This is a genomic window from Planctopirus sp. SH287 (assembly GCF_056500625.1).
In genome coordinates this window covers 4336718-4359985 of the sequence record NZ_CM151403.1, presented here as the reverse complement: position 1 = coordinate 4359985, position 23268 = coordinate 4336718, and the positions used below count along the sequence as shown (strand labels likewise).

18 protein-coding genes and 1 tRNA gene are annotated in these 23268 nt (G+C 53.0%); 7 read left to right on the top strand and 12 right to left on the bottom strand.

Features of this window, described 5'->3' with window-relative positions:
• Window positions 1-322: 322 nt before the first annotated feature.
• The 3 genes from SH287x_RS16200 to SH287x_RS16190 all read right to left on the bottom strand — a co-directional run bounded on the left by SH287x_RS16200 (window position 323) and on the right by SH287x_RS16190 (window position 2819).
• Entirely contained in the window at window positions 323-1567 is a 1245-nt protein-coding gene (locus SH287x_RS16200) for a putative sulfate/molybdate transporter (protein WP_479515424.1), read from the bottom strand.
• A gap of 35 nt (window positions 1568-1602) precedes the next feature.
• Window positions 1603-1995: an acyl-CoA thioesterase gene (locus tag SH287x_RS16195; RefSeq protein ID WP_479515423.1), complete on the bottom strand. Its 393-nt coding sequence runs from the start codon at window positions 1993-1995 to the stop codon at window positions 1603-1605.
• A gap of 476 nt (window positions 1996-2471) precedes the next feature.
• The gene (locus SH287x_RS16190) at window positions 2472-2819 is read right to left on the bottom strand and encodes a hypothetical protein (protein WP_479515422.1); all 348 of its coding nucleotides are present in this window, start codon (window positions 2817-2819) and stop codon (window positions 2472-2474) included.
• Window positions 2820-3256: 437 nt separating this feature from the next.
• Between SH287x_RS16190 and SH287x_RS16185 the strand changes: the two genes are divergently transcribed.
• Window positions 3257-3952 carry a hypothetical protein gene (locus tag SH287x_RS16185; RefSeq protein WP_479515421.1) on the top strand — a complete coding sequence of 232 codons (696 nt, stop codon included), beginning with the start codon at window positions 3257-3259 and terminating at the stop codon, window positions 3950-3952.
• 38 nt (window positions 3953-3990) lie between these two features.
• Here SH287x_RS16185 and SH287x_RS16180 read toward each other — a convergent pair whose 3' ends face one another.
• On the bottom strand, window positions 3991-4869 hold the full coding sequence (locus SH287x_RS16180; protein ID WP_479515420.1) for a 3'-5' exonuclease: 879 nt from the start codon (window positions 4867-4869) through the stop codon (window positions 3991-3993).
• A 352-nt stretch (window positions 4870-5221) separates the two neighbouring features.
• Here SH287x_RS16180 and SH287x_RS16175 point away from each other — a divergent pair, with 352 nt between their 5' ends.
• Window positions 5222-6367: a BPSS1187 family protein gene (locus SH287x_RS16175; protein WP_479515419.1), complete on the top strand. Its 1146-nt coding sequence runs from the start codon at window positions 5222-5224 to the stop codon at window positions 6365-6367.
• 129 nt (window positions 6368-6496) lie between these two features.
• Here the strand turns inward: SH287x_RS16175 and SH287x_RS16170 are convergent, their stop codons facing one another.
• From SH287x_RS16170 to SH287x_RS16155, 4 genes are all read right to left on the bottom strand, one after another.
• Window positions 6497-6955 carry a hypothetical protein gene (locus SH287x_RS16170; RefSeq protein ID WP_479515418.1) on the bottom strand — a complete coding sequence of 153 codons (459 nt, stop codon included), beginning with the start codon at window positions 6953-6955 and terminating at the stop codon, window positions 6497-6499.
• Complete coding sequence (locus tag SH287x_RS16165; protein WP_479515417.1) at window positions 6945-8054, bottom strand: DUF1559 domain-containing protein; 1110 nt, start codon at window positions 8052-8054, stop codon at window positions 6945-6947. The genes SH287x_RS16170 and SH287x_RS16165 overlap by 11 nt, the downstream gene beginning before the upstream one ends.
• A gap of 1039 nt (window positions 8055-9093) precedes the next feature.
• Window positions 9094-10062, bottom strand: coding sequence for an NTP transferase domain-containing protein (locus SH287x_RS16160; protein WP_479515416.1), 969 nt, complete (start codon window positions 10060-10062; stop codon window positions 9094-9096).
• Between the two features lie 86 nt (window positions 10063-10148).
• Entirely contained in the window at window positions 10149-11381 is a 1233-nt protein-coding gene (locus SH287x_RS16155; protein ID WP_479515415.1) for a hypothetical protein, read from the bottom strand.
• Window positions 11382-11528: 147 nt separating this feature from the next.
• On the opposite strand from SH287x_RS16155, the gene SH287x_RS16150 reads away from it, so the two are divergent.
• Window positions 11529-13085, top strand: coding sequence for an MFS transporter (locus SH287x_RS16150; protein ID WP_479515414.1), 1557 nt, complete (start codon window positions 11529-11531; stop codon window positions 13083-13085).
• An 18-nt stretch (window positions 13086-13103) separates the two neighbouring features.
• On the opposite strand, the gene hisC is transcribed toward SH287x_RS16150, so the two are convergent.
• Window positions 13104-14180: a histidinol-phosphate transaminase gene (hisC, locus tag SH287x_RS16145; RefSeq protein ID WP_479515413.1), complete on the bottom strand. Its 1077-nt coding sequence runs from the start codon at window positions 14178-14180 to the stop codon at window positions 13104-13106.
• 409 nt (window positions 14181-14589) lie between these two features.
• On the opposite strand from hisC, the gene SH287x_RS16140 reads away from it, so the two are divergent.
• Entirely contained in the window at window positions 14590-15237 is a 648-nt protein-coding gene (locus tag SH287x_RS16140) for a hypothetical protein (RefSeq protein WP_479515412.1), read from the top strand.
• Window positions 15238-15496: 259 nt separating this feature from the next.
• Window positions 15497-16327 (top strand): BON domain-containing protein, encoded by an 831-nt coding sequence (locus SH287x_RS16135; RefSeq protein ID WP_479515411.1) that lies wholly within the window; start codon window positions 15497-15499, stop codon window positions 16325-16327.
• A 151-nt stretch (window positions 16328-16478) separates the two neighbouring features.
• On the opposite strand, the gene SH287x_RS16130 is transcribed toward SH287x_RS16135, so the two are convergent.
• From SH287x_RS16130 to SH287x_RS16120, 3 genes are all read right to left on the bottom strand, one after another.
• Window positions 16479-16551, bottom strand: a tRNA-Lys gene (locus tag SH287x_RS16130).
• 131 nt (window positions 16552-16682) lie between these two features.
• Window positions 16683-17816: a tRNA dihydrouridine synthase gene (locus tag SH287x_RS16125; RefSeq protein WP_479515410.1), complete on the bottom strand. Its 1134-nt coding sequence runs from the start codon at window positions 17814-17816 to the stop codon at window positions 16683-16685.
• A 127-nt stretch (window positions 17817-17943) separates the two neighbouring features.
• Window positions 17944-18570, bottom strand: a complete 627-nt coding sequence (locus SH287x_RS16120; RefSeq protein ID WP_479515409.1) for a Maf family protein — start codon at window positions 18568-18570, stop codon at window positions 17944-17946.
• 554 nt (window positions 18571-19124) lie between these two features.
• Here SH287x_RS16120 and SH287x_RS16115 point away from each other — a divergent pair.
• Both SH287x_RS16115 and SH287x_RS16110 read left to right on the top strand, forming a co-directional pair.
• Complete coding sequence (locus SH287x_RS16115) at window positions 19125-22490, top strand: sigma 54-interacting transcriptional regulator (RefSeq protein WP_479515408.1); 3366 nt, start codon at window positions 19125-19127, stop codon at window positions 22488-22490.
• Window positions 22491-22577: 87 nt separating this feature from the next.
• On the top strand, window positions 22578-23213 hold the full coding sequence (locus SH287x_RS16110; protein WP_479515407.1) for a protein-disulfide reductase DsbD domain-containing protein: 636 nt from the start codon (window positions 22578-22580) through the stop codon (window positions 23211-23213).
• Window positions 23214-23268 lie beyond the last annotated feature (55 nt).

Here is a 23268-nt window from a genome sequence, read left to right as displayed (position 1 = left end):
AAAGTAGAGTGCATGAAGCAGAGCGTAATGCACCAGATTTACTGGTTGTGCACTACTAAATAGAATTGTCTACAGTTATGCGATATGTTTGCGGTTTTGTGCAAGTATGTTTTTGAGTTCCTTAACGCGCTGTTTTCAAGTTGCAATTCGTGTTGTTTAACTCATTAAAAAGTAGGGTGCATGAAACGCCAGTGCAATGCACCAGTTGTTGCGATTCACGCCGAATTGGTGCATTAATATGCACCCTACTAAATAGCATCGCCTAAAGCTGTGTGCCATGTTTTCAGATTTGGTAAGCAGGTTTTTTGAGATCATTAACGTGCTACTTCGCGTTGCGATTCGTGTGATTCAGCTCAGCGGTTTCTTCCAGTCGGAACCAACCCAGGCGGAGGCACCAGGCCATGGCCAGACCCAGGGCGAAGCCGATAGCAATGTTATTGAGTCCCAGGCAGGCGGCGGTCGTGAGGAGCATGGTGAAGGCATCCCCACGTGTCGTCTGATCACGGCAAACGAGCGCCAACTCCATTCCACTGAAAGCGAGCATCACCCCCAGAACACTGGCGGGAAATGACTGACAGGTCGCCATCAGCGAGGCACCCAGAAAAACCGCCAGGACGACCTTCACCGTTCCCAGAAAAAGAATCGAACCATTGGTTCGGGCACCGAAGCGATACTGACCTGCAAGGCCGCCGGCCCCGTGACACATCGGCATGCCACCAAACCAGCAGGCCACAAGATTCATCATCCCGACGGAAATCGAGACCTTGCGAGGATCAGCCGCCCGACCAGGGAATAAATCGGCAGAGAGAGCGCAAACGGCAATCACCGAATTCAGTGTCGTCAAAGGAATCTGAGGCAAAGCGGCTTTGGGGAACGATGTGATGAAATCATTCCATTGTGGCGGTGTGAATTGGGGGAAATAGATTCCCATTCCCAAGGTTTGAAGCACGTCGGGGTGCGAAATCAAAGTGATCACGATCCCGATGCCAAACAGTAATAGTGCCGCTGGCACCTTTCGTGAGAAAAAAAGGGCCAGCACGATGGCGGTACAAACCAGCCCGGTGAGATAGCCATCTAACGCCAGCCACTCTTTGGTTCCGGCAACCATCTGCATCCCCTTCATCAGGAGAGTGAGGCCCAGAGCCAGTTGCAATCCGCGAACGACTGATCGCGGCACCATGCGGTTGAGCCAAATGATCCCGCCGGAAATTCCCAGAATCAGTATGAACAGGCTGACCGTTGCTCCCGCAGCAAGAATCTGCGGCGTCGTCAGTCCCTCCGTCAACGCAACTGCCGCAATGGCCTTCATCGGTTGAACAGCCATGGGAATCGAGAAAGTCAGCCCTGTGATGATGTTGAACAACCCTGCAAAGAACAGGGCAGCTGAGAAGTTCAGACCATTCTGAGCCGACATCCCCACTAACAGGGGCAGGAATGTTCCCAGGTCACCCAATGAGCCGGCAATCTCGTAGCGATCAAGCCGTGCATCTCTCAAGGCTCGCGGTAGCAATGAGTCATACCACTTGCGAGGAGAAGCGGTGACAGTCGGACTGTCAGGCTTGAGCATGCGATCGTTTCCTGAAGGCGCATAATGCTTCAAAATCAGACGTTGCCGCCAGTCACAGAGTCGGGCAGCCTCTGAATCCGGCCTTCGCGGTCAAGGCATGCCAAGGTACTGGTGCCTGTGGCGATTTTTGTCTCACCTCGCATCAGTTGATATTCATGCTCAATTTTGCACATCGAGACCTGAGTCACGAGGGTTTTCAGAGTCAGCTCATCATCGTAATGGGCGGGTGAGTGGTAGTGGCATCCAATGCGGGCGACGACGAGAAAAATCCCCGCCGCTTCCATCTCTTTATAAGAACCGCCCTGCGCCCTCAGCAGTTCGATCCGCCCCATCTCAAAGTATTTGAAGAAGTTGGCGTGATGCAGCAGGCCCATCGCGTCGGTCTCGGAGTATCGCACGCGGATTTCAATCGAATGTTCTTGAAGCATTTGGCGTTGATTCCTGACAAAAAGCAGAGTTCCGCCCTTCAAGGATGGCCAGATGATTTCAAATTGACAACCTGACCACGTTCCAGCTTTGTGCTACGACCACTCTGTCCTGACCGGTTGTTGAGCTTGTCCGCAGGCTCGTTGGCCTGCTCACCACTCTTTGCTTGATCTGTCAAATCAGAAGGAATGCTCCACGAGTCATCGAAGCGTTGTCGTTTCAGTGAAAGAATCTCGCTTTTGTAAAACGTGGGATTGTTGACGTTCAAATCGAGGAGAAAAGTGAAAATCGACCGAAAAGGAAACGAAAAATCCCTTGACACTCAGGGCGTCTTTGTGATCAGGCTCGATGAAGACCTGCTGCAAAGCCGCGAAATGTGCCAAGGGAATCGTGAAGAGAATTTTCAGGGCGAGGAATGTTTGTTGTGTCAGATTCTCATGAACTGAAGTTGTAACGACCCTCTTTGAGATCTAGAGGATTACCGAACGTAGATACCGAAGCCTGGTGTGGAGATTCCGACTCCGCCCCGGTTCCAGCCCCGGCCATAGTATCCATTTCCGTAGTAACCGTTGCCGTAATAGCCGTTGTTGTAGTAGCCGCGATTTCCATAATAGCCGTTGTTGTAATAACCCCGGTTCCAGCCACGGTTGTTGTAAACTGGGGCGTTGTAATATCCCCGGCGGACGCCCGGGCCAACCACTCGGACTCCTGGCCCGCCCACCCGGACGCGAACGCCAGCATCGGCAACCTGCGGCGTTGCCAGGACAAATGTTCCCGCCACCATTGCGCCAACAACGGCCATACTCAGGAATGTGTTGCGAATCATGATCTGTCTCCTCTCAAATTGAGCCGATCCCTCAGTGCTTCTGACAGATCTGACTCTCTGAATCCATTAACCTGAACGTCCAGGTTTCCATGTTGTTGATAAACCCTGTTAGAGCAGTCATCGTGCCATTCCTCCGGAATTTCGGCGGGTTGCTGGCGTAACATCTTTTATTGTAGTGGGTTAGGGGGATGGAAATTTTGTCTCGTCGAGATGAAAGAGGCGTTTGATTGGCTTCTGAGCAATCAAACTGACTGCTGTTCCGTCTCTTTTTAGCGGCAGGTTTTGCCGGTTAGTTGGCTCGTATGGTTTTTGTCGTTTGGTGGCTATTGGGGTTGGTAATGTTGCTAATTCTCAACATGAGGTCGCAGAATTATTGGACTTGAAGAAAATTAGTTGCCACGATGCGTGGGCAGTTTACCTAACGAGGAAATATCAGCATGCAACTGCGTGCGGACGCATTAGAAGTCCTTCATAAACTTCGAGACAATCTGGCTGATCGAATGTCCGAAAGGATTCTCGAGACCGCTGAAGATCTGCTCGATGATGCCATGGGGGATTCGTTCCGCGGTGAGATCGAACTTCTCTATGAACAGTTCGGTGCCAAGCTGGTGTTAATCAATCAGATGATCGGTAACTTTCCTTCCGAGAATGTGGTTCCTTTGAATGGCGAGTTTGGCAACGAGAGCCTCTCGTTGAGTTCTCCAGATGCTGTTTACGAGCTTCCCCTGAATCACATGGCGTCGTTGGAGAATTCTTCATCGGAAGGCCAATCGACACCTTCTGCGTCGTCCCCCTTTGATTCACCAGAATCCGCTTGGGAACAGTTTCTTCATCTGATCCGCTCGCGTGACATCATGGCTGCTGGCGAAGTTTTTTCTTCGATCAGCGCGTTGCCCAACGAACGTGCCGAACTCGCTGCGTCACATTTCCTCAAACGAGTGGATCATGACAGCGGCTTCTTTCAGCATGCTGTTCAACTCATTGAAGATGTTCGCCTGGCTGGCGTGAATGACGCGCTGGAGATCCTTTACGGTGCTTTCGGCCTGGAAGGAGACGATGCACTGGCAACGCTGGTGGCCTTGCGGCCATTTCTTGCCCGTGAACTGAGCGCCTCGCAGGATCTCTGGGAATAATTGTCGTCACTGTCAGTCAGTCATCACGGACTCGATCTTTAAGAGTCGTGTCCCGCCAGCGAGTTTTCTTCCCTTGGGGGTGATGGCGGCGCCATTTGCCCTGGGGCCTGCCAGGTTCCCCAGTGGGCAAGATAATGCTGATAAGCCGGTGATTGAGGCGCCTGCGCCTCCAGCCATAACTTGGTCTCTCCCACCAGGTGCTGTTCCTGTTCGAGCGTTAGCTTTCCTTGCAATACCTGACTTCTCAGAAACACGAAATAGGTATCTAGCACGTCACATCGGCAATAATCATTGATCTCTTCGTCGCGGCCTGCATGGTGCATGTCTTGCACCATCGAGCCATCGATTCCGCTCTTTCCAGGCTTCCCCAGCACACTGGCCAGCAGATTCAGCCCTCCTGTCAGTCGTGTCGCTCCGAAGTTGGAAAGCAGGTCACACAAATCCAGGTGCGAAGACGAATTGTATCGGTTGCGTGGTTGTTCAAATGATCGCAGATCCAGCGAGAACCAGGCGGGGACTCCGATGCCGTAACGAAAAGCCGCCAGTTCCAGTAGCGGCACGTCATAAGATCGCCCGTTAAAACTGACGAGAGTGGGGTGCCCGTAATGCTGCCAGCCTTGCCAGAATAGCTGTGTGATTCGCGATGGCCGATACTCTGGCGCATCGAGCACGACCAAGTCCATCAATTTGTATTGCGCATCAACTTTGGCAATCGCCACAGAGACCGGAAGCATGAACGTGACGGGAAGCACATCTTTCCCGGTCGCCTCCATCAGTTCCGCACGATAGCGAGCAATGGCGGCTTCAGCCGACAGGTTCTCGCCTGGAAATCGAATGCGAGAGACAAGATCTCCGTCCGCGACCGCTTCGATATCAAAGACGAGAAACTTGACTGCAGAACGGCGTTCTTCGGCCATCACTGACTCCAACCTGGGGGATGACCGTTTCATTCTGCGACAGCATTTCACCGAAACCGACATCGTTTGAGGGCTGATTCAGTTATTGAAGCATGCCAGCAACCTGAGATTCAACTCTTCCTTGAATCAACACGACTCGGGCAATTTGAGTGATCTCGTCTTACTCAACGCATTGAACATCCCTTTTTGATTCCCATCGCGTTAAAACAACAATGAAGTTTGATGTGATAGGCACGAAGTCTGTCAGTATTTTTATGGCCATTTTTGAGGATGCGCGGGCCTGTGTCTCTCGTGGCCGGGCTGTGGAAACTGATTCAATCTCAATCTTTGACAAATCACCAGGAGTTTCTCGATGACGTTTCGTCGTGATTGTTTTCTTAGCCGAGACCTTTCTCGGCAAGCTCTCTTTGCCGGGATCCTTTCCACGGGAGTGATGCTGTGTTTGACAGGTTCTTCATTGGCCCAGTCAGCGGCCACATCCTCGAAAGCCGTTGCTCCTCGCACGGTGCCGGCTTATCGGGATCGCACTCCCAAACGCTACGACTTGACAGCCCGTGCCAGCCAGATTGATTCGCGTGCCAAGGAGCATCCCGAGATCGGCTTTATTTTTGAAAAGGATGGCAAGCCACAAGACGTCCAGCATGCTGTGGTTGATACCCGGGTCAAGCCCAAAGGAAAGCTGGTGATCTGGCTCATGGGACATAACCAGGGGTTATTCGAGAGAATTTCCAGCTATGGTTTGCATGGAATTCAGGTTCACTACGCCAATGGCTGGTTTGGCAAACTTAATAAAGAACCCGCTCCCGACAGCCTTTACCTGGGCCGTATCAGGTTGGAAGCCGCAACGGGCGAAGACTTCAGCCCGGATATCGAGATTCCTTTGGCCGATGGCATGGCCGAACGTTCGCGCCAATTTGTGAAATGGCTGGCGAAAGAAAATCCTCAGGGGGAATGGGGCCAGTTCCTCACAGACGATGGCAACGATCTTCGCTGGGATGATGTGATCATGTCGGGAATTTCTCACGGTTCCACCACAGCCGCCCGTTTTGCTGTGCATCAGAAAGTGGATCGTGTGGTCATGTTCTCTGGCCCGAGAGACCAATACGAAACGTGGTATGAACTTCCTTCTGCGACCCCACACAACCGCTTCTTTGGTTTCACCCATGTTCTGGACGGCGGTTGGACGGCCGACCACTATTGCCGCTCCTGGATTCTCCTTGGTTTGAACGAATACGGCCCGCTGGTCAACGTCGACAACTCCAGGCCACCCTTCAGTAACACCCGCCGCCTGATCACTGACGCCGATGTGAAAGGCGATGCCAACAAAGCCCACGGCGCTTCTGTTCCCGGCGGCTCATCTCCCAAGAATGCCAAGGGACAGTTTCTTTATGAAGAAGCCTGGAAGTATCTCTTCACGCATCCCGTTGACCGACTAGGCCCTGCTGTCCCTGCCGAAGCCGATTGCCAGTTGGAACTGCAAGTGAAAAAGAAGAAGTGATCTTGCCGCGTCACGGCTTCGTGTGTGTGGGAGGGGTGGCCATCATACATCCATTGCATGTGTTGTTAGGCCTGACCACTTGCCCCCCCCACCGATTTCTGATTGTCACTACAAATCCCAAGTTAAAAATCAGTCGGCCGGCTCATGATCGACAGACTGCTGCAGGGCAGCGATTAGAAGCTGCGTGGTCTTTTCGTCAAGTTGAGATGAGGTTTTTAGCCACGTGGAAATAGCAGCAAGTTGCTGCTGCTTCGGGATGGATTCCACGAGGTGAAGCTTTAACAGAATGTCATCAGCGATCATCTCAAGTGTTTGCGGCGCACTGCGGGAGGCGTCGCTGCCATGTTCGCTATGAGCACCATTTTTAGAGATCAGTCTGTCCGCTTCAGATAGAGGCTGTTTTGTGGAACGATAGCGGCTGACATATTCCTGTCCAACGATTTCAATCGTATAGGGCAATTCCTTAAGGCGACGAGTTGTCTGGTCACCCGTGTCGGTCGAACAGCCCTGCCAGCCGAACGTTAAAAGGCATAGAGCCATGCCAGAGATCTTCCCCAGGCAAGGGAACGAGAGGAGATTAGAATTCACCGATCACCTCGTTTTCTCCTTTTGTTCCCAAGGCCCACCACGCCTGCAAATCCACGCTGTTTGAAATGAAACGAACAGAGCCATCCATCATGGTGACATGCACTCCACCGGTATGTTCACTGGATGCTGTGATTCCTCCGTCACCTTCATGGCACCGGAATGTCTCATCACTATAGGATGCAATGTTTACCGTGTTGGGTGGAAAGAGATGTGCATAGACATGCTTTTGCCAGGAGTCAGAATACATCCATGAATGACCTTTGTAGGTAGTCCATGACGCATAGTTTATAGGGTTTGCCAGTCCGTCTCGTACGACGTTGTCAATATAGGCGTCGTATTGTTCGATTGCCCTGGAGCTGGTGTAAGAGAGGTTGCGTCGGCGATCTGTGTTGGTGCTGCCCCCTGAAACCAACGATTCGCTTAGCATCGCCGTGTTAGAGGTTCCATCGGTAATGTCTCTAATGCGAACAATATTGTTCGCTGTTCGCGACCAGTTTGTACTGAAGTTGCAGCCAGGCGTCATTCGTGACATTGTCACAATTCCCTTGGAAGCTGGCGGGGCTGCCCCGCCTGTCGAAGGCTGTCCCGGCATTAACAAATTCCGTGGACGCCCGGCACTTGCTACATAGTTGAAATTGGCAGCAGAAATTCCATCGGCAGTGTTGACCATTGACTCTGATGGGCACTTGAACGCCGGCATCTGAATCCGGGAAACCTTCATCTGGTTGGTTGTTCCTGCTGCAAATTCACTCCAGCCGCCACCGGCACTAAAGTCAAGCTGGTTATAGGCAGGTGCCTGATCCATGAATGGAAGAATGCTGCAATACCATGATTTTCCCCCGGCACTGCCGTTGCCTCCAGTGTAGTCATTAGCCTTTCGATGTTCATGAATGGGGGTTGTGCCATGCGTTTCAATATAGTTATGGAATGCCAAACCTAACTGCTTGAGATTGTTACGGCATTGAGTTCGGCGGGCAGCCTCTCGGGCTTGCTGAACGGCGGGTAACAGTAAAGAAATCAGAATGCCAATGATCGCAATAACAACCAGTAATTCGATCAGTGTAAAACCCGGAATATGACTTTTCTTGTGAGTTCTCATCGCCTCTCCTTGAGAGATGTATGAAGGCCGATGCCTCAGACGAAGACAGAATGAAACAGAATCAACCGCAGTCAAAATCAACCGTAGTCAAACGACAGCTTTTTCAGTCACACGGTTTTCGCTAATTCGCTCTGCTTTCCCTGCTGTCGCGGGAATGTTTCATATCAACGGCATCTTGCCGCCATAAAAGGACGCGTGCATGGCACGCTGACTTCAAATAAATAGTCACCGTGAATTTCTGAGATCCCTGTCGCGTCGCCGCTCATCCTACATGGCTGGAATGACGTGACAAGTGCTGTTGCGGAATCGCCGCGAAATTCACGTATTCCTCATGGTGTCGTGGATACGTCACTGTAGACAGTAATGCTTGTTAGATGGGCTGTTAGGAGATGCTGATTGACTTAATGCGTACGAATCATGCACGCGAGGTTTTGTATGTAATTTTTTTTAGATATGACGTGCAGTCTGAATGATCTTATGCGGATCTCAACTTGAAACTGAGAGTTGACAATGATGAAGGCATCGTTGCCCAAAGCTGAAAGCATGACACGCTGAACGCGATTTCAGTTTGGATGGCGTTTTTTGTTTGCGAGGTGCTGAGTCGTATACTTCTGTTTATAAAAACTGACCGATTCTGCTATGGCCGGTGGCAAGTGTCTCCAGCGTCGATACCAATTGATATCTGAGGCTAACAACTGTGTGAACGAGTGACGCTGGTGACTCAAAGCAGTTCAAACACGAGGATGGGCATTGATGCGATTGCAAGGTGAGCGGCGTTCAATGGTGATTGGTGGCTTGAACTGCAAGCAAATGGCAAACCATAAATGTATGGTGAACTGAATATTCGTTTCTTGGCGAATACCACCCACTCTTGGCAAATACCCATCAGGCCAGTCCCTGCCAGGGGAACGGCACCTGTTATACTTACAGGCGAAGCAAGATGTTGAGCATTCAGGCTCATTTCAAGCAAAAGTCCCGACCTGAATTCAGGCCGGGACTTTTTTAAGAGGGACAGCACAAAAATGAAAAGTGCTTTGTTCTAAGCTGACGGAGAGCGATGTTCAAACGGCTTGATGATGGTGCCTTCGGGCAATGAGAGCGGCCCTTCCAGGACAGAGTGCGAACCGATGTAGCTCCCCTTGCCAATTTCTACGGCACCGCGAATCACAACAAATGGCTCAATGACGACGTCGGCAGCAATCTTCGCTTGAGGATCAATTGAAACCAGCTTCGGGTCAACAATCGTGACTCCCTCAGCCATGAGACGTCGGTCTGTCCGATCTTTAATGACCTGTGCGACTTCAGCAAGCTGAATACGTGTGTTGACGCCCATGGCCTCTTCAATCGAGAAGCATTCTGCGGCTGCCACAATATCGCCATCGTTTTTCAAGAGAGCGGGAGCGTCTGTGAGGTAATATTCGCCCTGGGCGTTTGTTGGCTGGAGCCGTTCCAGAGCGCTTGCCAGTCGCTTGCCATCAAAGGCATAGCAGCCGGTGTTGATTTCCTGAATCTTCTTTTCGGCAGGTGTGGCATCGCGCTCTTCGACGATCCGTACGAATTCGCCATCAGGTTGTCGCACAATGCGCCCCAGGCCTTCATTGGCAGCCGTTGTGGCTGTTCCAATGACCGCCGCTGCGCCGGCCTGTTGAGCCGCCAGCAGTTTTTTCAACGACTCCGTTTTCAGTAGTGGTGTATCCCCCGAAAGGATCAGCACGGGGCCGTCATGTGATTGCAGTGCAGGTAAGCACATCATCACGGCATGGCCTGTTCCTTTCTGCTCGGCCTGCAAGGCAAATTCGACATCGGGATGATGCGACAGAATCGATTTGACCTCGTCTGCCCGGTGACCCACGACAACGACCAGGCGTTCAATCCCCGCATCACGAGCGGCATCAAAGACATATTCGACCATTGGCCGGCCGAAAAGAGGATGCACAACTTTCGGCAGTTCCGACTTCATCCGAGTGCTTTTGCCAGCAGCGAGAACGATTGCCAGAGGTGCAGCCATAAAAGGTTTCAATCCCGTAGATAGTCTCGATGTCGGGTGCATGTGAATGCGCCCTGCGAAATGACGAAACAGCCCGATAGTACAGGCTAAAACCGAATGCCAAAGCGGGCTGTGAATGTATCTGAAAGGTCGAAGTCTGGCGTACCATATTTAAAGTCGACCTTCCGTCCCAGAACGGCACCGACTTCAATAAACTTTTCGTAATATCCATGATCACTACGCAGACCTAGCATAACCCGCCAGTCGGTGAACTGGATTTGCTCAGCCATATCTGGCCCCTGCATCTGGATCTGATAGCTTTCGGCATGGAAGCCCCCAGAGACATAGAGCCAATGGCTCCCGTTGAGGAAGTTCCCCACGAAATAGCTGATCTTGCCTTGTGGGAACAGAACTTGAAATTCCCAGCGGTCGTTGGGCAACCAGATCACCCCCCCATATGGCAGCAGGAAATTATCGACGCGATCCCAATAGGTCACCCCGCCAACGATCGTGAATGTGGGAGATGCCTGATAAACCAGAGCCGCGGTTCCGTCCCAGTTAAACGCATCGGAATCGAGGCTTGCTGTCAGATCCGTGTTGATTGAAGGATTGAAACCCACACGGATTCCCCAACCGTTGACTGGAACCGTATCAAGTTGCATATCGAGGCCAAAGCGGTAGACCTGGCCAGGAAGATTGGGGGAAAGCGGGCCATCCCAGAATCGCATGCCGAACTGGGGAGCAATGGAGAACAATCCTCCCTGGCCGATAATCGTGTTGTAGCGAAGCTCACTGTCGATTTCAAAAACATCCAGTTTACCGCTGGCCCCCGGCCCGGTCGCAGTAGCCGGCGCCAAGTATCCCAGATCAAGGCTGGGGATCCAGCCAAGACGGAAAGGTTGCGGGCCATTCACGCCGAAAAACTGTTGTGGAGCACCAAAACTTCCCATCGAATCAGGAACAGTGGCTCCCGGATACTGGAGGAAAGGATCTTGATATCCTCCTTGCGGTGCCAGATAGGGAGCTTGTCCAGGAGCCGCAGGATACCCGCCACCCGGTGCTGGCTGTGCTCCCATCGTAGGGTTGTAAGGTTGATCAAAGGTCGGAGAAGGGGATTGCCCCCGAATCGAAGATTCCAGATCCTTTGACCAGCGGTAATCGATCAGGCGGTCAGATTCGGATGTTGTTGGGAAGCCGCGCGTCCACCAGTCATTCGCGGTTGCCAATGAAAGGTCAAACGCACTGATACACAATACCAGGAACGCACCAGTCAATCGGCGAAGAAACGCTCCCGATTGGCGATGAAGGGTGGCACTGCGGTATTGTGGGCATCCATGCATGACAAAACTCCTGCAACCATCGTTTGGCCCAGCAACTGACTCCGATCCATCGAAGCCAGAAGCAGCACAAAATTCCTCGTGGAAAGGCCATCCCTGCGCGAACAGTCCGCTGAATGACCCCGATTTCCGCCGATGGTAACGGTGGGAATGTTGGGAAATTTGGAGATTTCGTCAACATCATTTCCGGCAAAGATTGCCGAACGAGTGATTTACTACCAGATGTCACGAGAGAAAGCCGTGGATTCGGGTCGATCTCATCTTCCGTTAGCCAATACAGATCCGGCTCCTTCTCCGTCCACATCCCGCTCAATTGCGCTGCTGGTCGCGGCCTGTTTTTTCATGGAAAATCTGGATAGCACGGTCATTGCGACCGCTTTGCCACAAATGGCGATCAGCTTCCGTGAAAACCCTGTTGACCTGAATATGGGGATGACGGCTTACCTGTTTTCTCTTGCCGTCTTTATTCCGTTGAGTGGCTGGATTTCGGATCGATATGGCGCCCGGCGGATCTTTACGACGGCAATCTTCATCTTCACGCTGGCCTCCATCTTCTGTGGATTCAGCCAGAATTTGTGGCAGTTCACATTGGCTCGTGTCTTCCAGGGGTTTGGCGGAGCGATGATGGTGCCTGTTGGCCGGGCTGTCGTATTGCGCGCCACCACGAAACAAGACCTGCTCCGTTCGATTGCCTATCTCACCTGGCCGGCTTTGTTTGGCCCCCTGGTCGGCCCACCAATTGGCGGACTTATCACGACGTATGCCTCATGGCATTGGATCTTTTTTCTCAATGTTCCTCTGGGGATCACCGCGTTTGTGCTGGCTTATCGAATGATTCCGATCATCCCGGGTGAAGACAATGGGCGATTTGATCTGGTGGGATTCCTTCTTTGCGGGGTCGCTTCTCTCTGCTTGCTCTATGGTCTGGAAGTTGTCGGCCAGCCGGCCCATCACTGGAAAATTATTGTCGGTTTATTAGCAACCAGCTTACTGGCTGGGGGGCTGATGGTCTTCCATCTGATGAGGACGCCCACGCCCCTCTTTGACCTTCGCGTTTTCCACTACCGCACTTTTCAAGTGACAATGATCGGCGGTGGCCTGTTTCGTATGTCAGTGGGATCAACCGGATTTCTGCTGCCTCAACTTTTTCAGGTGGGGTTCGGATACGACGCGGCAAGGTCAGGATTTCTGATCCTGGCGATCTTTGCCGGCAACCTGGGAATGAAGCCTGCCACGACTTTTATGCTCAGGAAGTTTGGCTTGAAAAATGTTCTGATCGGCAACGGCCTGCTTTGCGCCTTATCACTCTGGGCTTGCATCTTCCTGAAAGCGACAACCCCCACACCATTGATCATGGCGATCCTGTTTGCGGGAGGGCTGTTCCGTTCGATGCAATTCACCTGTCTTAACACGCTGGCCTTCACAGATATTCCCCAGGAATTGACGGGGGAAGCCAACGTTCTCTTCAGTCTGGGAAGACAGCTTAACATCGGCGTCGGTATCGCGCTGGCAGCGTTGTTTCTCCGCCTTGCCTCGGTTTGGGGAGGAACCACCAACTTTCAGGAATTCCACGTCCCCGTGGTTCCCGACTTCCAAATCACTTTCGGTTTGATGGGCGTCCTTGTAGTGCTTTCTACATTCGACAGCTGGCGACTGGATTCCGATGCCGGCAAAGAAGTGACGGGCCATCAAAGCCAGGATGCCTGATATGGCCGATTGATCAGATCAGACAATTTCTCGCAAGGCATTGACACAGGCTTCTACTTCTTCCTGAGTACCGATAGTGATCCTCAATCCATCCAGGACGCGGTCGGGTGCCCAATCCACGCCGGGAAATTTCATATAGCGGACAAGGATCTTCTTCGCTTTGAGTGCCTGATAGATCTCGTGATGCTTCCCAGTGGGGTGAGTTGTCCAGACAAAGTTGGCCTGGCTGGGAGTGGGATCGAATCCCAGCTCTTTTAGCTTGGAAAACAGCCAGTTTCGTGTCGCACGGATGCGTTCGACATTGGCCAGCATCCACCGCTGATCAGAAATGGCAGCTGTCGCAACCGCTAAAGAGATCGCATCGCAGTTGTAACTATCTTTGACTTTTCTCAGTCCGGAAATCATGTCGGGCCTGGCGATCGCAAAACCAAAACGAATGCCGGCCAAACTATAGGACTTGCTGAAAGTTCTGGTCAGTATGAGCTGGTTTCCCAGGTCAGTCTCCAGCAGGCGGGCGGTCTGTGGTTCATCGGCAAAATCGGCGTAGGCACCGTCGAGCACCAGCACACCATTGGGAGGGACAAGCTGGGCGATCTGCTCATCGCTCCAACAGTTCCCTGATGGTGAATTGGGATTGGGAACAAACACCGCTTTGGCCCGGCTGAGCGCGGGGCCAACCCGTTCTGGCAGCCATGTCCAGTCAGGTTCCAGAATCAATCGCTGATGAGAGACGTTTTGCAGATCGGCCAACGTCTCGTAAAGGATATAGCTGGGGTAGGGATAACAAATCAGATCCCCCGTTCCTGTAAACGAACGGGTGATGATGGTGAGGACTTCATCGCTACCGTTGGTTGGCAGGATTTGATCCGGTTCGACGCCGTAAACTTCGGCGGCAACCTGACGAAACTTTGTTGCCAAAGGATCGGGATATAAGTTCAGTCGGCTGGTGGCTGCCTGCTGAATCGTTTCAGCGACCAAAGGGGAAGGGGGGTAAGGATTCTCGTTGGTATTGAGCTTGATCCAGCCTGAATCTTGCGGCTGCTCGCCGGGGACATAGCCAGAGATTCGCTCGATGTGTTCCAGGAAAAAGCTCATCCCACCGCCTTCATTCGTCGTTTGTCGCAGATAATTTGAATCGCCAAGTGCCGTGTCACGGCTTTGTCTTCGGGTTGATGTCGCCGCAGCGTCCTCCGTTGTCGGACTTTGCAACCTGTTCAACCCTGTTTTTCAACTTTGACAATGCCCTAGTCGCGTGTGATTCTCTCAGGAAGCGGCTGAGTGGGCAATTCACCCGCCATGCGGCTTTGATGCATGAGACACCGCGTGGAGTTGGTCAGTTCGCGACAATTCTGGCAGGGGCCGCCGCAAGGCGATATGCTTCCAAGAGAAATTGTGTCCCGACCCAGGGTATTTCACCGATCGGGAGTTCACGCCGAGACCTTCTGTTCATTTCTGACGGCTTCCATGGTTGTCATTGGGAATGGACACATTGAAAGAGTTCAGGATGTCCATTGCTCCCGGGGAAGCTCGCCAGGTTTCCGCATCTGTTCCTCCCAAGCGACGCTTTAGTCGCACCTTGCTTATTTTGGGGATCGTGGGTGCCGTGGGAATCATCGGCTGTTGCGGCCTCTGCCTGATCTTTGGCAAAGCGTTGAATCCGTCGATTGCGACCACGCCGGAAGAGATTACGGCTCAACTGGCAGAGATTATGCCGTTGACTCCGCCGGAGGGGTTCAAGCCAGACTCAGCCGAATCGATGGATAACGTGTTTTTCCTGATGCGAACGGTGTTCATACGTCAAGAGGATGGTCGGGGATGGCTCCGGATTTTCCAGTTTGATCCCCGTGCGATTGGCCCCGATGTGGGCAAAAAGCCCTCACCATTCGATGCGGCTCTTGAGCAGGTCGACAGTAAATATCCGGGTCTGGAACCATTAAATTCACCCGATGAACAGGTGATTAAGCGACTGATTGGAAATCGGGAAGTTTCGCTGCGTGTTTTGTCGGGCGAAGCCGCTGCTTCCCGGACGCGTTATGTTCAGATTCTGGCCCGATTCCCGGGGAAAGTGGGAGAAATCGACTTAAAATTCCAGGTGGAAGCTGCTATCTGGGACGATCAGAAGACAGCGGCGTTAATAGACCAAATCAAGTAGCCACTTCAGCCGATTAATTTTCTGAAGCATTGAAGAAGCGGTGATTTCAAGTCTTTTGCAATGATTTCACCGAAACTTGTTCGCTGAAAATCGTGTTAAGTGTCATGTCGCTGGTTCTGTTAGCAGGCTGTCTCTCAGAAACGTTGCCTGATGTCGAAGCATAGTAGAAAACTCATGCTTTGTTCGTTGAGAGGAACGCAAGTGTTTTGAGAAAACGAGCGACAGTGTCATCCTGTGCGTGTCTCTGGAGGATTTTGAAATGCTTGATCGCGAATGCCAATCCTCCTTACTTCGGGTGATTTCAATTCCTGTGGTGGCACGACGAAGCCGACGGTCACTTGTGTGGGCCAGTCTCGTGGCCTTGACGGCATTGTCTCCCGTGGTCAGTCAGGCCCAGCAACAATCCTCAGGCGGTGGGCGATCCAGCACGGGAGGGGCTACGTCTGGCCGCAGTGCTCCCAGCACGACGCAGCCATCATCGTTTGGCGGTAACACGCTTTCCGGCATGAGTGGAACCGGCGGTGGCGGTGGGATGGGTGGTCAGGGTGGACTGGGAAGTTCTGCTCTCTCGGGAATTGGTGCGGGGCTTTCGACTTTCGGCCAGCAAAGCGGTGCCGGGGGATTTATCGGGCAGAATTTTGGAACCGGCCAATTTGTTGGTCAGGCCAACGCCGGGCAAACAGGTCAGAACGGCAACCAGCGCGGCGGAGCCAACAATCGCGGTGGTGTTGACAGAAACGTGGCCCAGCAGTTGAACGGCGGTATGGGTGGTCAGAACATGGGTGGTGGCGGTGGGGCGGCACAGCAGATTACCATCCGCCCTCAGCAGCGAATCGCCTTTGATTTCCCTAAACCAATGGGCGACAAGATCGCTGTCAACTCCCGCGCACGGTTCGATAAGCTGTCTGTCAGGCAGCCTCATCTTGCTGGCGTTAACATTCGGATCAATGAGGCAGGCGAAGCCGTGCTGACGGGCAATGTTGCCAATGAGAGCCATCGCAAGCTGGCTGAACATCTGGTGCGATTAGAGCCGGGGGTTCGCAGCGTGAAAAACGAGTTGCAAATGCCACCGTCGACCACAACGCCGTAGCGTTCGGGATTCCGTACATTTTACAGTGTTCGTTTTACACTGCTCGTTTTTACTGAATAGCGTCAACAAAGCACAAAAGGATCGCATCGAGGAGTTCGATACGATCCCTTTTCATATTGATGCGCCGGAACCAGTGCCGAGCATTTCAAAATGCCCCCAGTAGGACTCGAACCTACAACAAACAGATTAAGAGTCTGCTGCTCTACCAATTGAGCTATAGGGGCCAGACGGGTGAAGTCTAAATGCTCTTCGTCAGTCTTTCAAGCGGGTGAGCATTTCCGGGCAGGGGGAATCTGACCTGGCGACGCAACCCGTTTCAATGTGATGGCTTATATCGCAGGCACTGATTCTTGCTCTACCAGAGTTCGTTGGGGCCGTTGGGGACTTTGATCAGTGCTGTTGGGATCCGGCATTCTCCTTCGCCGTGCCGCTCACGAATCTCGCCAACAATTTCATCCATCTCTTCTGGTGACTCAATGCGTCTCAATCGATCTTCCAGGTCGAGAGGAATTCCCAGCCTGGCGCCGTACCAACCTGCAAATTTACGAAATAGCTGCGTTGATTTGTCACCAAACAGATCGACTATTTCCCGAAAGTGTGTCACGAGAAACTCAATCAGCTGTTCACCCTGAGGCTCGCTATATGTTCCCGTTGTGATGTAGTCGCGGAGCTTGCAGAAAATCCACGGGTCAAGCAGCGCTCCCCGACCAATGGCCACGGCAGCACATCCGGTTTCTCGTCGCATGGAAATGGCGTCTTCAACGGTGCGAACATCTCCATTTCCAATGACGGGGATCGAGTGTACGGCATCAACCGTCGCAGCGATTCCTTCGCGGTTGACCTGCCCGCTGAATCCCTGTGCTCTGGTTCGACCATGAACGGTAATGGCAGCGGCCCCCGCTTCTTCAAATTGGCGGGCCAGATGGGGAGCTGTCAGTGAGTTGGCATCCCAGCCCAATCGCATTTTCACTGTCACGGGAATCGATACGGCTGCTACGGCGCGCGCGACAAGCGCGGTGGCCCCCAAGGGATCACACATGAGCCTGGCACCACCTCCCGCTCCATTCACTTTGGCCATGGGGCAGCCCATGTTCAGGTCAACTCCGCCATAGCCGAGATCTTCCAGCCAGCGAGCGGCCGTTGTCACATGAGCAGGATCAGCACCAAACAGTTGAACGCTGAGCGGGTGGTCATGTTGGCTGGTGGCGATGAGTTGTCGAGAAAAAAGATTGCCAGAAAGGAGTTTTCCCGAGTGAACCAGATCGGTGGTGGCTAATCCCATGCCGCCAAGTTCTCGAATGGCCACACGGAACGGTCTTTGGGTATAGCCTGCTAAAGGAGCCAGGCCATACCGGTGTTCAATTGTCCGGTTACCAATCTGCCAGGGGGCGTGACTGAGGTCGCTGGCAGGAATTAACGAGGAAGCCTGCTGGTCAGCAACCGGCTCTTTCTTCACGGAAACGATTTCAGAAGGGGCAACGTCAGACAACTTAAATCCGGCATGCGAAATTCAGAATCAAGAACCATGCACAGCCATGGTGCTGAGGATAATCCAGCGTAACAAATCGCTAATGCGAGTGCTTTTGCCGTGTAACGATTTTGAGACGATGCCGGTCTCAGTTCAATTGGGGGACTGTCCATTCGGCCAATAGTTCCAGCGGGAGGCCAATCACATTACTGAGGCTTCCTTCAATCCGTTCGACCAGCACGCTGCCTGCTCCCTGGATCGCGTAACCGCCGGCTTTGCCGTGAGATTCATTAAGTGAAACGTACCAGTCCAGCCACCGGGACACATCGGCCCGGAAGGTCAGTTCTGTCATGGAGGTTCCTTCCCGTTGCTCCCCCCATTCATTGAGCAGGCAGCAGGCGGTGATCACCCGATGCGTCCTGCGGGAAAAATGTTCAGAGAGCCATTCCCTTAAAGCGTCAACATCTCCCGGCTCCATGGGTGGCTGTCCGATGGCTCGCCAGTGGCCTGTGGCGGTTTGATAGGCCACGGTGGTGTCAGCGCACAGAACACGCTGGGGTGATGGTGGCGTTGGAGGAAGCTGTGCCAGGACATCTTGAAACTTGGCCCTCGCGATCAAAGCCAGACGATCCAGGACTTGTGGCCATGTGTTTAGGTTGTCGAAACCTGCTTCATCTGGGGATCGCGGGGGAAGAACCTGAATTTCTCCCAGTGGATCAAAAGCCTGAAGTAGATCCAAACGGCGCGGGGAGCGGCTTCCCAGAACCCATTTCACGAGTTGAACCCTCCCACGGATCGAGTGAGGGGCAGATGCCATATTTCAAAAAACGAAAAAGCCCCTGGAGAAAAGCTTCGCTGATCCGCGTGGTGTGTTCAAGAAAGAGGTCTGAAAAACAGTGTGGGTTGGGTCGTTTTTCAGTGGGTCAGGAACCACGGATTCAGTCGAGCTTGTCATTGTCTCCAGGGGCGGCTGGGGTAAGGTTGGGTCAACTTGTTGTCGACGGTGAATTCATGCTGCACTCTGCGTGCCAAGTTTTGGGCGCCGACATTCCTCTCTCTGGGAATTCACTGTGTAAGAATTCTTATGTCTTTAATTTGTATTAATTTAAGTGATGTGTATTCCAAGTTACAAAAATGTTGACGGCGCCGAAAAGTCAGGATTTTTATGAATGCTGAGACCCCGTTTGTTTTCGGCGCTAGGGAATTATCAACAAAAAATCTGGTAATCTGGGTTGTCGTTGATTTCGGCGCCGAAGGAGATAGACTGCTTCTGAGAGATTATGACTCAATTCCCTCAAGTCCATGCCTTTTGCGGATCGGAAAATCTCCATGCAGATTCAAAATCGCTGGACGAGGCCGTTCCTTGCCACGGCTGGTGGAATCTCTCTGATCTACTGTGCCATTGCGTTGGTGTATGTGGCGACAGCCCCTGACGTCCGGCTGAGATGTCTGCTGGTGGATATCCCGACACAACGAGGCAAGCCGCCTGCCATTGTGATTCAGATGACTCCGGGGATTGAGTTCAAAGGCCCACGGCCGATGCCTGGAGATGAACTCCTCCGGATTGGCGAGCAGAGGCTGGGGACATCACTCGATTACTTCCACTATATGGACTGGCTGCGGACAGCACCCACACCACCTGGCGGCGTCATGTTGGCCGGTGGCGACCCGCTGGAGCAGGAACTTCCCAAGCTGGTTCAGGAAGAAGGAGGGCCACGCTGGGTCGAAGTGGAATTTTTCCGCCCGTCCGATGGAAAAACATACGTCGCCTCGGTGGCTGTCCAGGGGGTTCCCTTTGAGGAAATTGGACTGACGCTGGTCTGGTTTCTGTTGCAGCTGGCGATTTCTTCTGTCGGAGCGGTGGCCTTCTGGAGAAGGCCATTTGATCACCCCGCCCAGCTCTTTTTTGCGATGTGTCTGGTGACCATTTCGGCGTTTGTGGGTGGCTTTCATTGGTGGGTCATTGCAGGGAATCCCTGGATTAATCTTCCCTTTGCCTTGAGCGCCATCATGGTGCCTGTGGTGACGTTTCATTTCTTTCTGATCTACCCCCGTCCCAAGCCGCCGTTTGATCGCTATCCCTTTGAAACGTTGGTGACGATTTATGCGGTGCCAGTTGCGGCGCTGGTCATGCTGTTGCTGGCGGAATGGTCAATCTGGTGGCTGATGGCCACTCCCGGCCTGTCGGTTGAAGCCCGTGCATTACAGATGACAGGTTGGCTGACCGCTCTTAAAAACGGGGTGTATATCTATGTTTCGATCGCCGGGATTTACTTTGCCGGGATCATTGCGGCTCTGGTGCATGGTGTCTGGACAACGCGCAACCCTGTGGAACGCAATCAGGTCAAATGGATCTTGTGGGCCGGCTTGTTTGCGACGCTGCTGATTGGCTATACGCTGCTGCTGGCAGGGTTCTCGCGAGCCAACTTTGCTCTGGGCGGCGGTCGTTGGCCCATGTTCTTTGCCAGCCTGCTGTTCATGCTGGCTTATGCCGTCGGGATTGGCCGTTATAAGCTGATGCTGGTTGATCAGGTTGTCAGCCGGGGGATGCTTTATTATGTCCTCAGCTTTGGAACAACACTGGCGGTCTCAGCCGCCATTTCAATGACAGCCGTTGCCGCAGTCACCTGGAGAGAGCAACTGACGTCACCTCAATTAACCGTCGTGGCGGCGATTCTTGTCGTAATTGTAGGGATGTTTCTCTGGGCACGTGATGCCTGGCAACGCCTGGTTGACCGTAAATTCTTTCGTGAAAAGTATCAACTCGATAAAGCACTTCAACGCATGAACCGTGCTGTTGGCCAACTGGCCGATACGGAAACTTTGGCCCAACGGATGGCTGGTTCTTGCCGTGATGTGATTCAGGCTGAGCGAGCCGCGATTTATTTGCGGGAAGGGCGATCCACCAATTTCCGACTGATCGCTGCAGAAGGCCCATGGATCGGCGTTTCGATGCAGGTGGCAACCTCTCCTGATTTCGTGCAGACCCTGGCCTCGGCTTCCACTTTGCAAGCTGTCCCTGCGGCTTCGCGTGACAGCATGAATGCGGTTCAGTCATTCCTGCGGGATCTGCATGCCGAATTGATCCATGCGTTGGAAGTCGAAGGGGAGTTGTCAGGCTTTGTCGTTCTTGGGCCGCGTCACACCAGTGGGATTTATTCCGCGGAAGATATCACATTCCTGACGGCCATGGGACAGATCACGGGCGTGGCTCTCCATTGTGCCAAGGTTCATAAGGATCTCAGCCGCCTGAACGAAGAACTTCGTCTCAAAGTCGACCGGATTGAACAACAGAAGCAGCAGATTCTCATGCTGCAGGCAGAAATCAATGAGTCGCAAGAACCGCTGACATTGACTCCTGAGTCCGAATTCAATCGCGGCATGATCCGTGGCTCCAGCCAGACGCTGATGGAAACATTGGAGATTGTCCGCAAGGCGGCTCCGAGCGAGTCGTCCGTGCTGATCACTGGCGAAAGTGGGACTGGCAAGGAACTGATGGCACACGCCATTCATGCCAACAGCCCCCGGCATGGGGGGCCGCTGGTCATTGTCCATTGTGCGGCACTTTCCACTGGCCTGCTGGAAAGTGAACTCTTTGGACATGTGAAAGGGGCCTTTACAGGAGCACATTCCGACAAGCCCGGCCGCTTTGAGATGGCGAATGGCGGGACACTCTTTCTTGATGAAGTGGGTGAAATTCCGTTGGAAACTCAGGTCAAACTGCTGCGAGTGCTTCAACAGCGAACCTTTGAAAGAGTCGGTAGCGGAGAAACGCTGCGTTGCGATGTCCGACTGGTCGCAGCCACTCACAAGAACCTGGAGCAGGCGATTCGTGAGGGGCGGTTCCGTGAAGATCTTTATTACCGATTGAATGTCGTCAATATCCCTCTTCCGCCGCTGCGAGAACGCAAGGACGATCTCTACGAATTGATTCGTCATTTTCTCAGACAGGCAGCCGGGAAGACAGGCAAAAACGTGGCTCAGGTTGATGAAGCCGCTCTTTCTGCCTTGTTGGCTTACAATTGGCCAGGAAATATTCGAGAGCTTGAGAACGTCATCGAGCGGGCCGTTGTCCTGTCCGAATCGAACACACTGACTTTAATTGATCTACCACAAACGCTGCGGCGACTGGAAACAGCAGCCATACGGCGAAGCGAACTGGCAGCGCCCCCATTAACCATTGATGGCCCGTTGGTGGCCATGGAACTGGGCGGCTTACAGAGAGAACAAAGGGAACCTGGAAAGCATCTGGGGGCCATTCCTGCCGGCGCTGTTGCGGGTTTCTCGTCCTCCAGTCGTGCGTTGGAATCATCCAGGCCGCGAACAGAAGTCGTTGATGTCGAAAATCGCCCATTACAAACAGGGCAAGCAGAACCCACAGAGAGTCCGTTGACAAAAGAATCTGTGATCACGACAGATTCGATGGCTGGTCGGCGTTCGCGCTCTCAACCAGAATCGCCCGTGCGGTCATCGGGGCAGAATCCGGTCACACAATCGGAGTGGGGATCATCGGCGCCGCGTCCTGCTGAGCGAATTGCGGCACCAGATTCCGGTGTCAGTGAAAAGGATGAACGCCAGATGCTGATTCATGCTCTCGAGCATTGCCGGGGGAACAAGGCCGAGGCGGCGCGAATGTTGGGCTTGCCACGAAGCACATATTTCAGCAAGTTGAAGAAGTATCGGATTGCTCAGTAACTGGTCAATCGTCGTTTTTCATACCGATGGCGTTGAGTAATTTTGAGTGATTCCCGTTTCATTATCGATCTACAGTGAGTGTTGAGCATGTCGCAGCAGACATCAGCAACGAGGCGATTTTTCCAGCGAGTGTCTCTCATGGCAGCCGGCATGGCCGTGGTCTTGATGTTGCTGGCAGCAGTCATTCTGACGTGGCCTTGTCCTGCGGTTGCTCAAGCGGACAGTAATCCAGCGGGGGGAAACCGGGCATCGACAGAAAGTGTTGTCCGGGCCGATGTTTACCTGGAATATGACCAGCTTCCTGCGGGAAGAACGTGCCGCTTTGCTGTGATTTTTGACATCAAGGAAGGGTGGCACGTGAATGCCAACCCTCCTCAACCCGAGAACCTCATTCCCATTCAAGTGAAGGTCAAATCGAAGGCCGGCTTACGCATGGTGCCTATCGATTATCCGGAAGGAGAAGAAATTCATGTGGAGTTTTCTCCGGAACCGGCGCTGTGTCACTCGGGGAGATTTGCCGTTCGCGGAGTGATTGAAGTTCCCTGTGATGCGGGTGGCCAGACAGATGACATGGAAGTGCTGATCAAGTATCAGACCTGCAACGACAAGATCTGTATTGCCCCTAAGACGGTTAAGCTCCGGGCGGCACCGGTGATTGCCGTCGCTGGTGCTCCTGTCCGACCGGTGAACCCGAAGCTGTTTACTCCGCGTGACGACGAATAGTCTGAGGCAGACTCGAGCGTGACTTTTTGAGACTGAAATTTCGCAGACTGATCGC

Bases quoted from the DNA above. Each gene is read 5' to 3' on its own strand.
- SH287x_RS16115 (WP_479515408.1), top strand. From the start codon at position 19,125: ATGCAGATTCAAAATCGCTGGACGAGGCCGTTCCTTGCCACGGCTGGT.
- SH287x_RS16185 (WP_479515421.1), top strand. From the start codon at position 3,257: ATGCAACTGCGTGCGGACGCATTAGAAGTCCTTCATAAACTTCGAGAC.
- SH287x_RS16190 (WP_479515422.1), bottom strand. From the start codon at position 2,819: ATGATTCGCAACACATTCCTGAGTATGGCCGTTGTTGGCGCAATGGTG.
- SH287x_RS16140 (WP_479515412.1), top strand. From the start codon at position 14,590: ATGTCCATTGCTCCCGGGGAAGCTCGCCAGGTTTCCGCATCTGTTCCT.
- SH287x_RS16150 (WP_479515414.1), top strand. From the start codon at position 11,529: ATGTTGGGAAATTTGGAGATTTCGTCAACATCATTTCCGGCAAAGATT.
- SH287x_RS16135 (WP_479515411.1), top strand. From the start codon at position 15,497: ATGCTTGATCGCGAATGCCAATCCTCCTTACTTCGGGTGATTTCAATT.
- SH287x_RS16175 (WP_479515419.1), top strand. From the start codon at position 5,222: ATGACGTTTCGTCGTGATTGTTTTCTTAGCCGAGACCTTTCTCGGCAA.
- hisC (WP_479515413.1), bottom strand. From the start codon at position 14,180: ATGAGCTTTTTCCTGGAACACATCGAGCGAATCTCTGGCTATGTCCCC.
- SH287x_RS16160 (WP_479515416.1), bottom strand. From the start codon at position 10,062: ATGGCTGCACCTCTGGCAATCGTTCTCGCTGCTGGCAAAAGCACTCGG.
- SH287x_RS16165 (WP_479515417.1), bottom strand. From the start codon at position 8,054: ATGAGAACTCACAAGAAAAGTCATATTCCGGGTTTTACACTGATCGAA.
- SH287x_RS16200 (WP_479515424.1), bottom strand. From the start codon at position 1,567: ATGCTCAAGCCTGACAGTCCGACTGTCACCGCTTCTCCTCGCAAGTGG.
- SH287x_RS16155 (WP_479515415.1), bottom strand. From the start codon at position 11,381: ATGCATGGATGCCCACAATACCGCAGTGCCACCCTTCATCGCCAATCG.
- SH287x_RS16110 (WP_479515407.1), top strand. From the start codon at position 22,578: ATGTCGCAGCAGACATCAGCAACGAGGCGATTTTTCCAGCGAGTGTCT.
- SH287x_RS16180 (WP_479515420.1), bottom strand. From the start codon at position 4,869: ATGGCCGAAGAACGCCGTTCTGCAGTCAAGTTTCTCGTCTTTGATATC.
- SH287x_RS16195 (WP_479515423.1), bottom strand. From the start codon at position 1,995: ATGCTTCAAGAACATTCGATTGAAATCCGCGTGCGATACTCCGAGACC.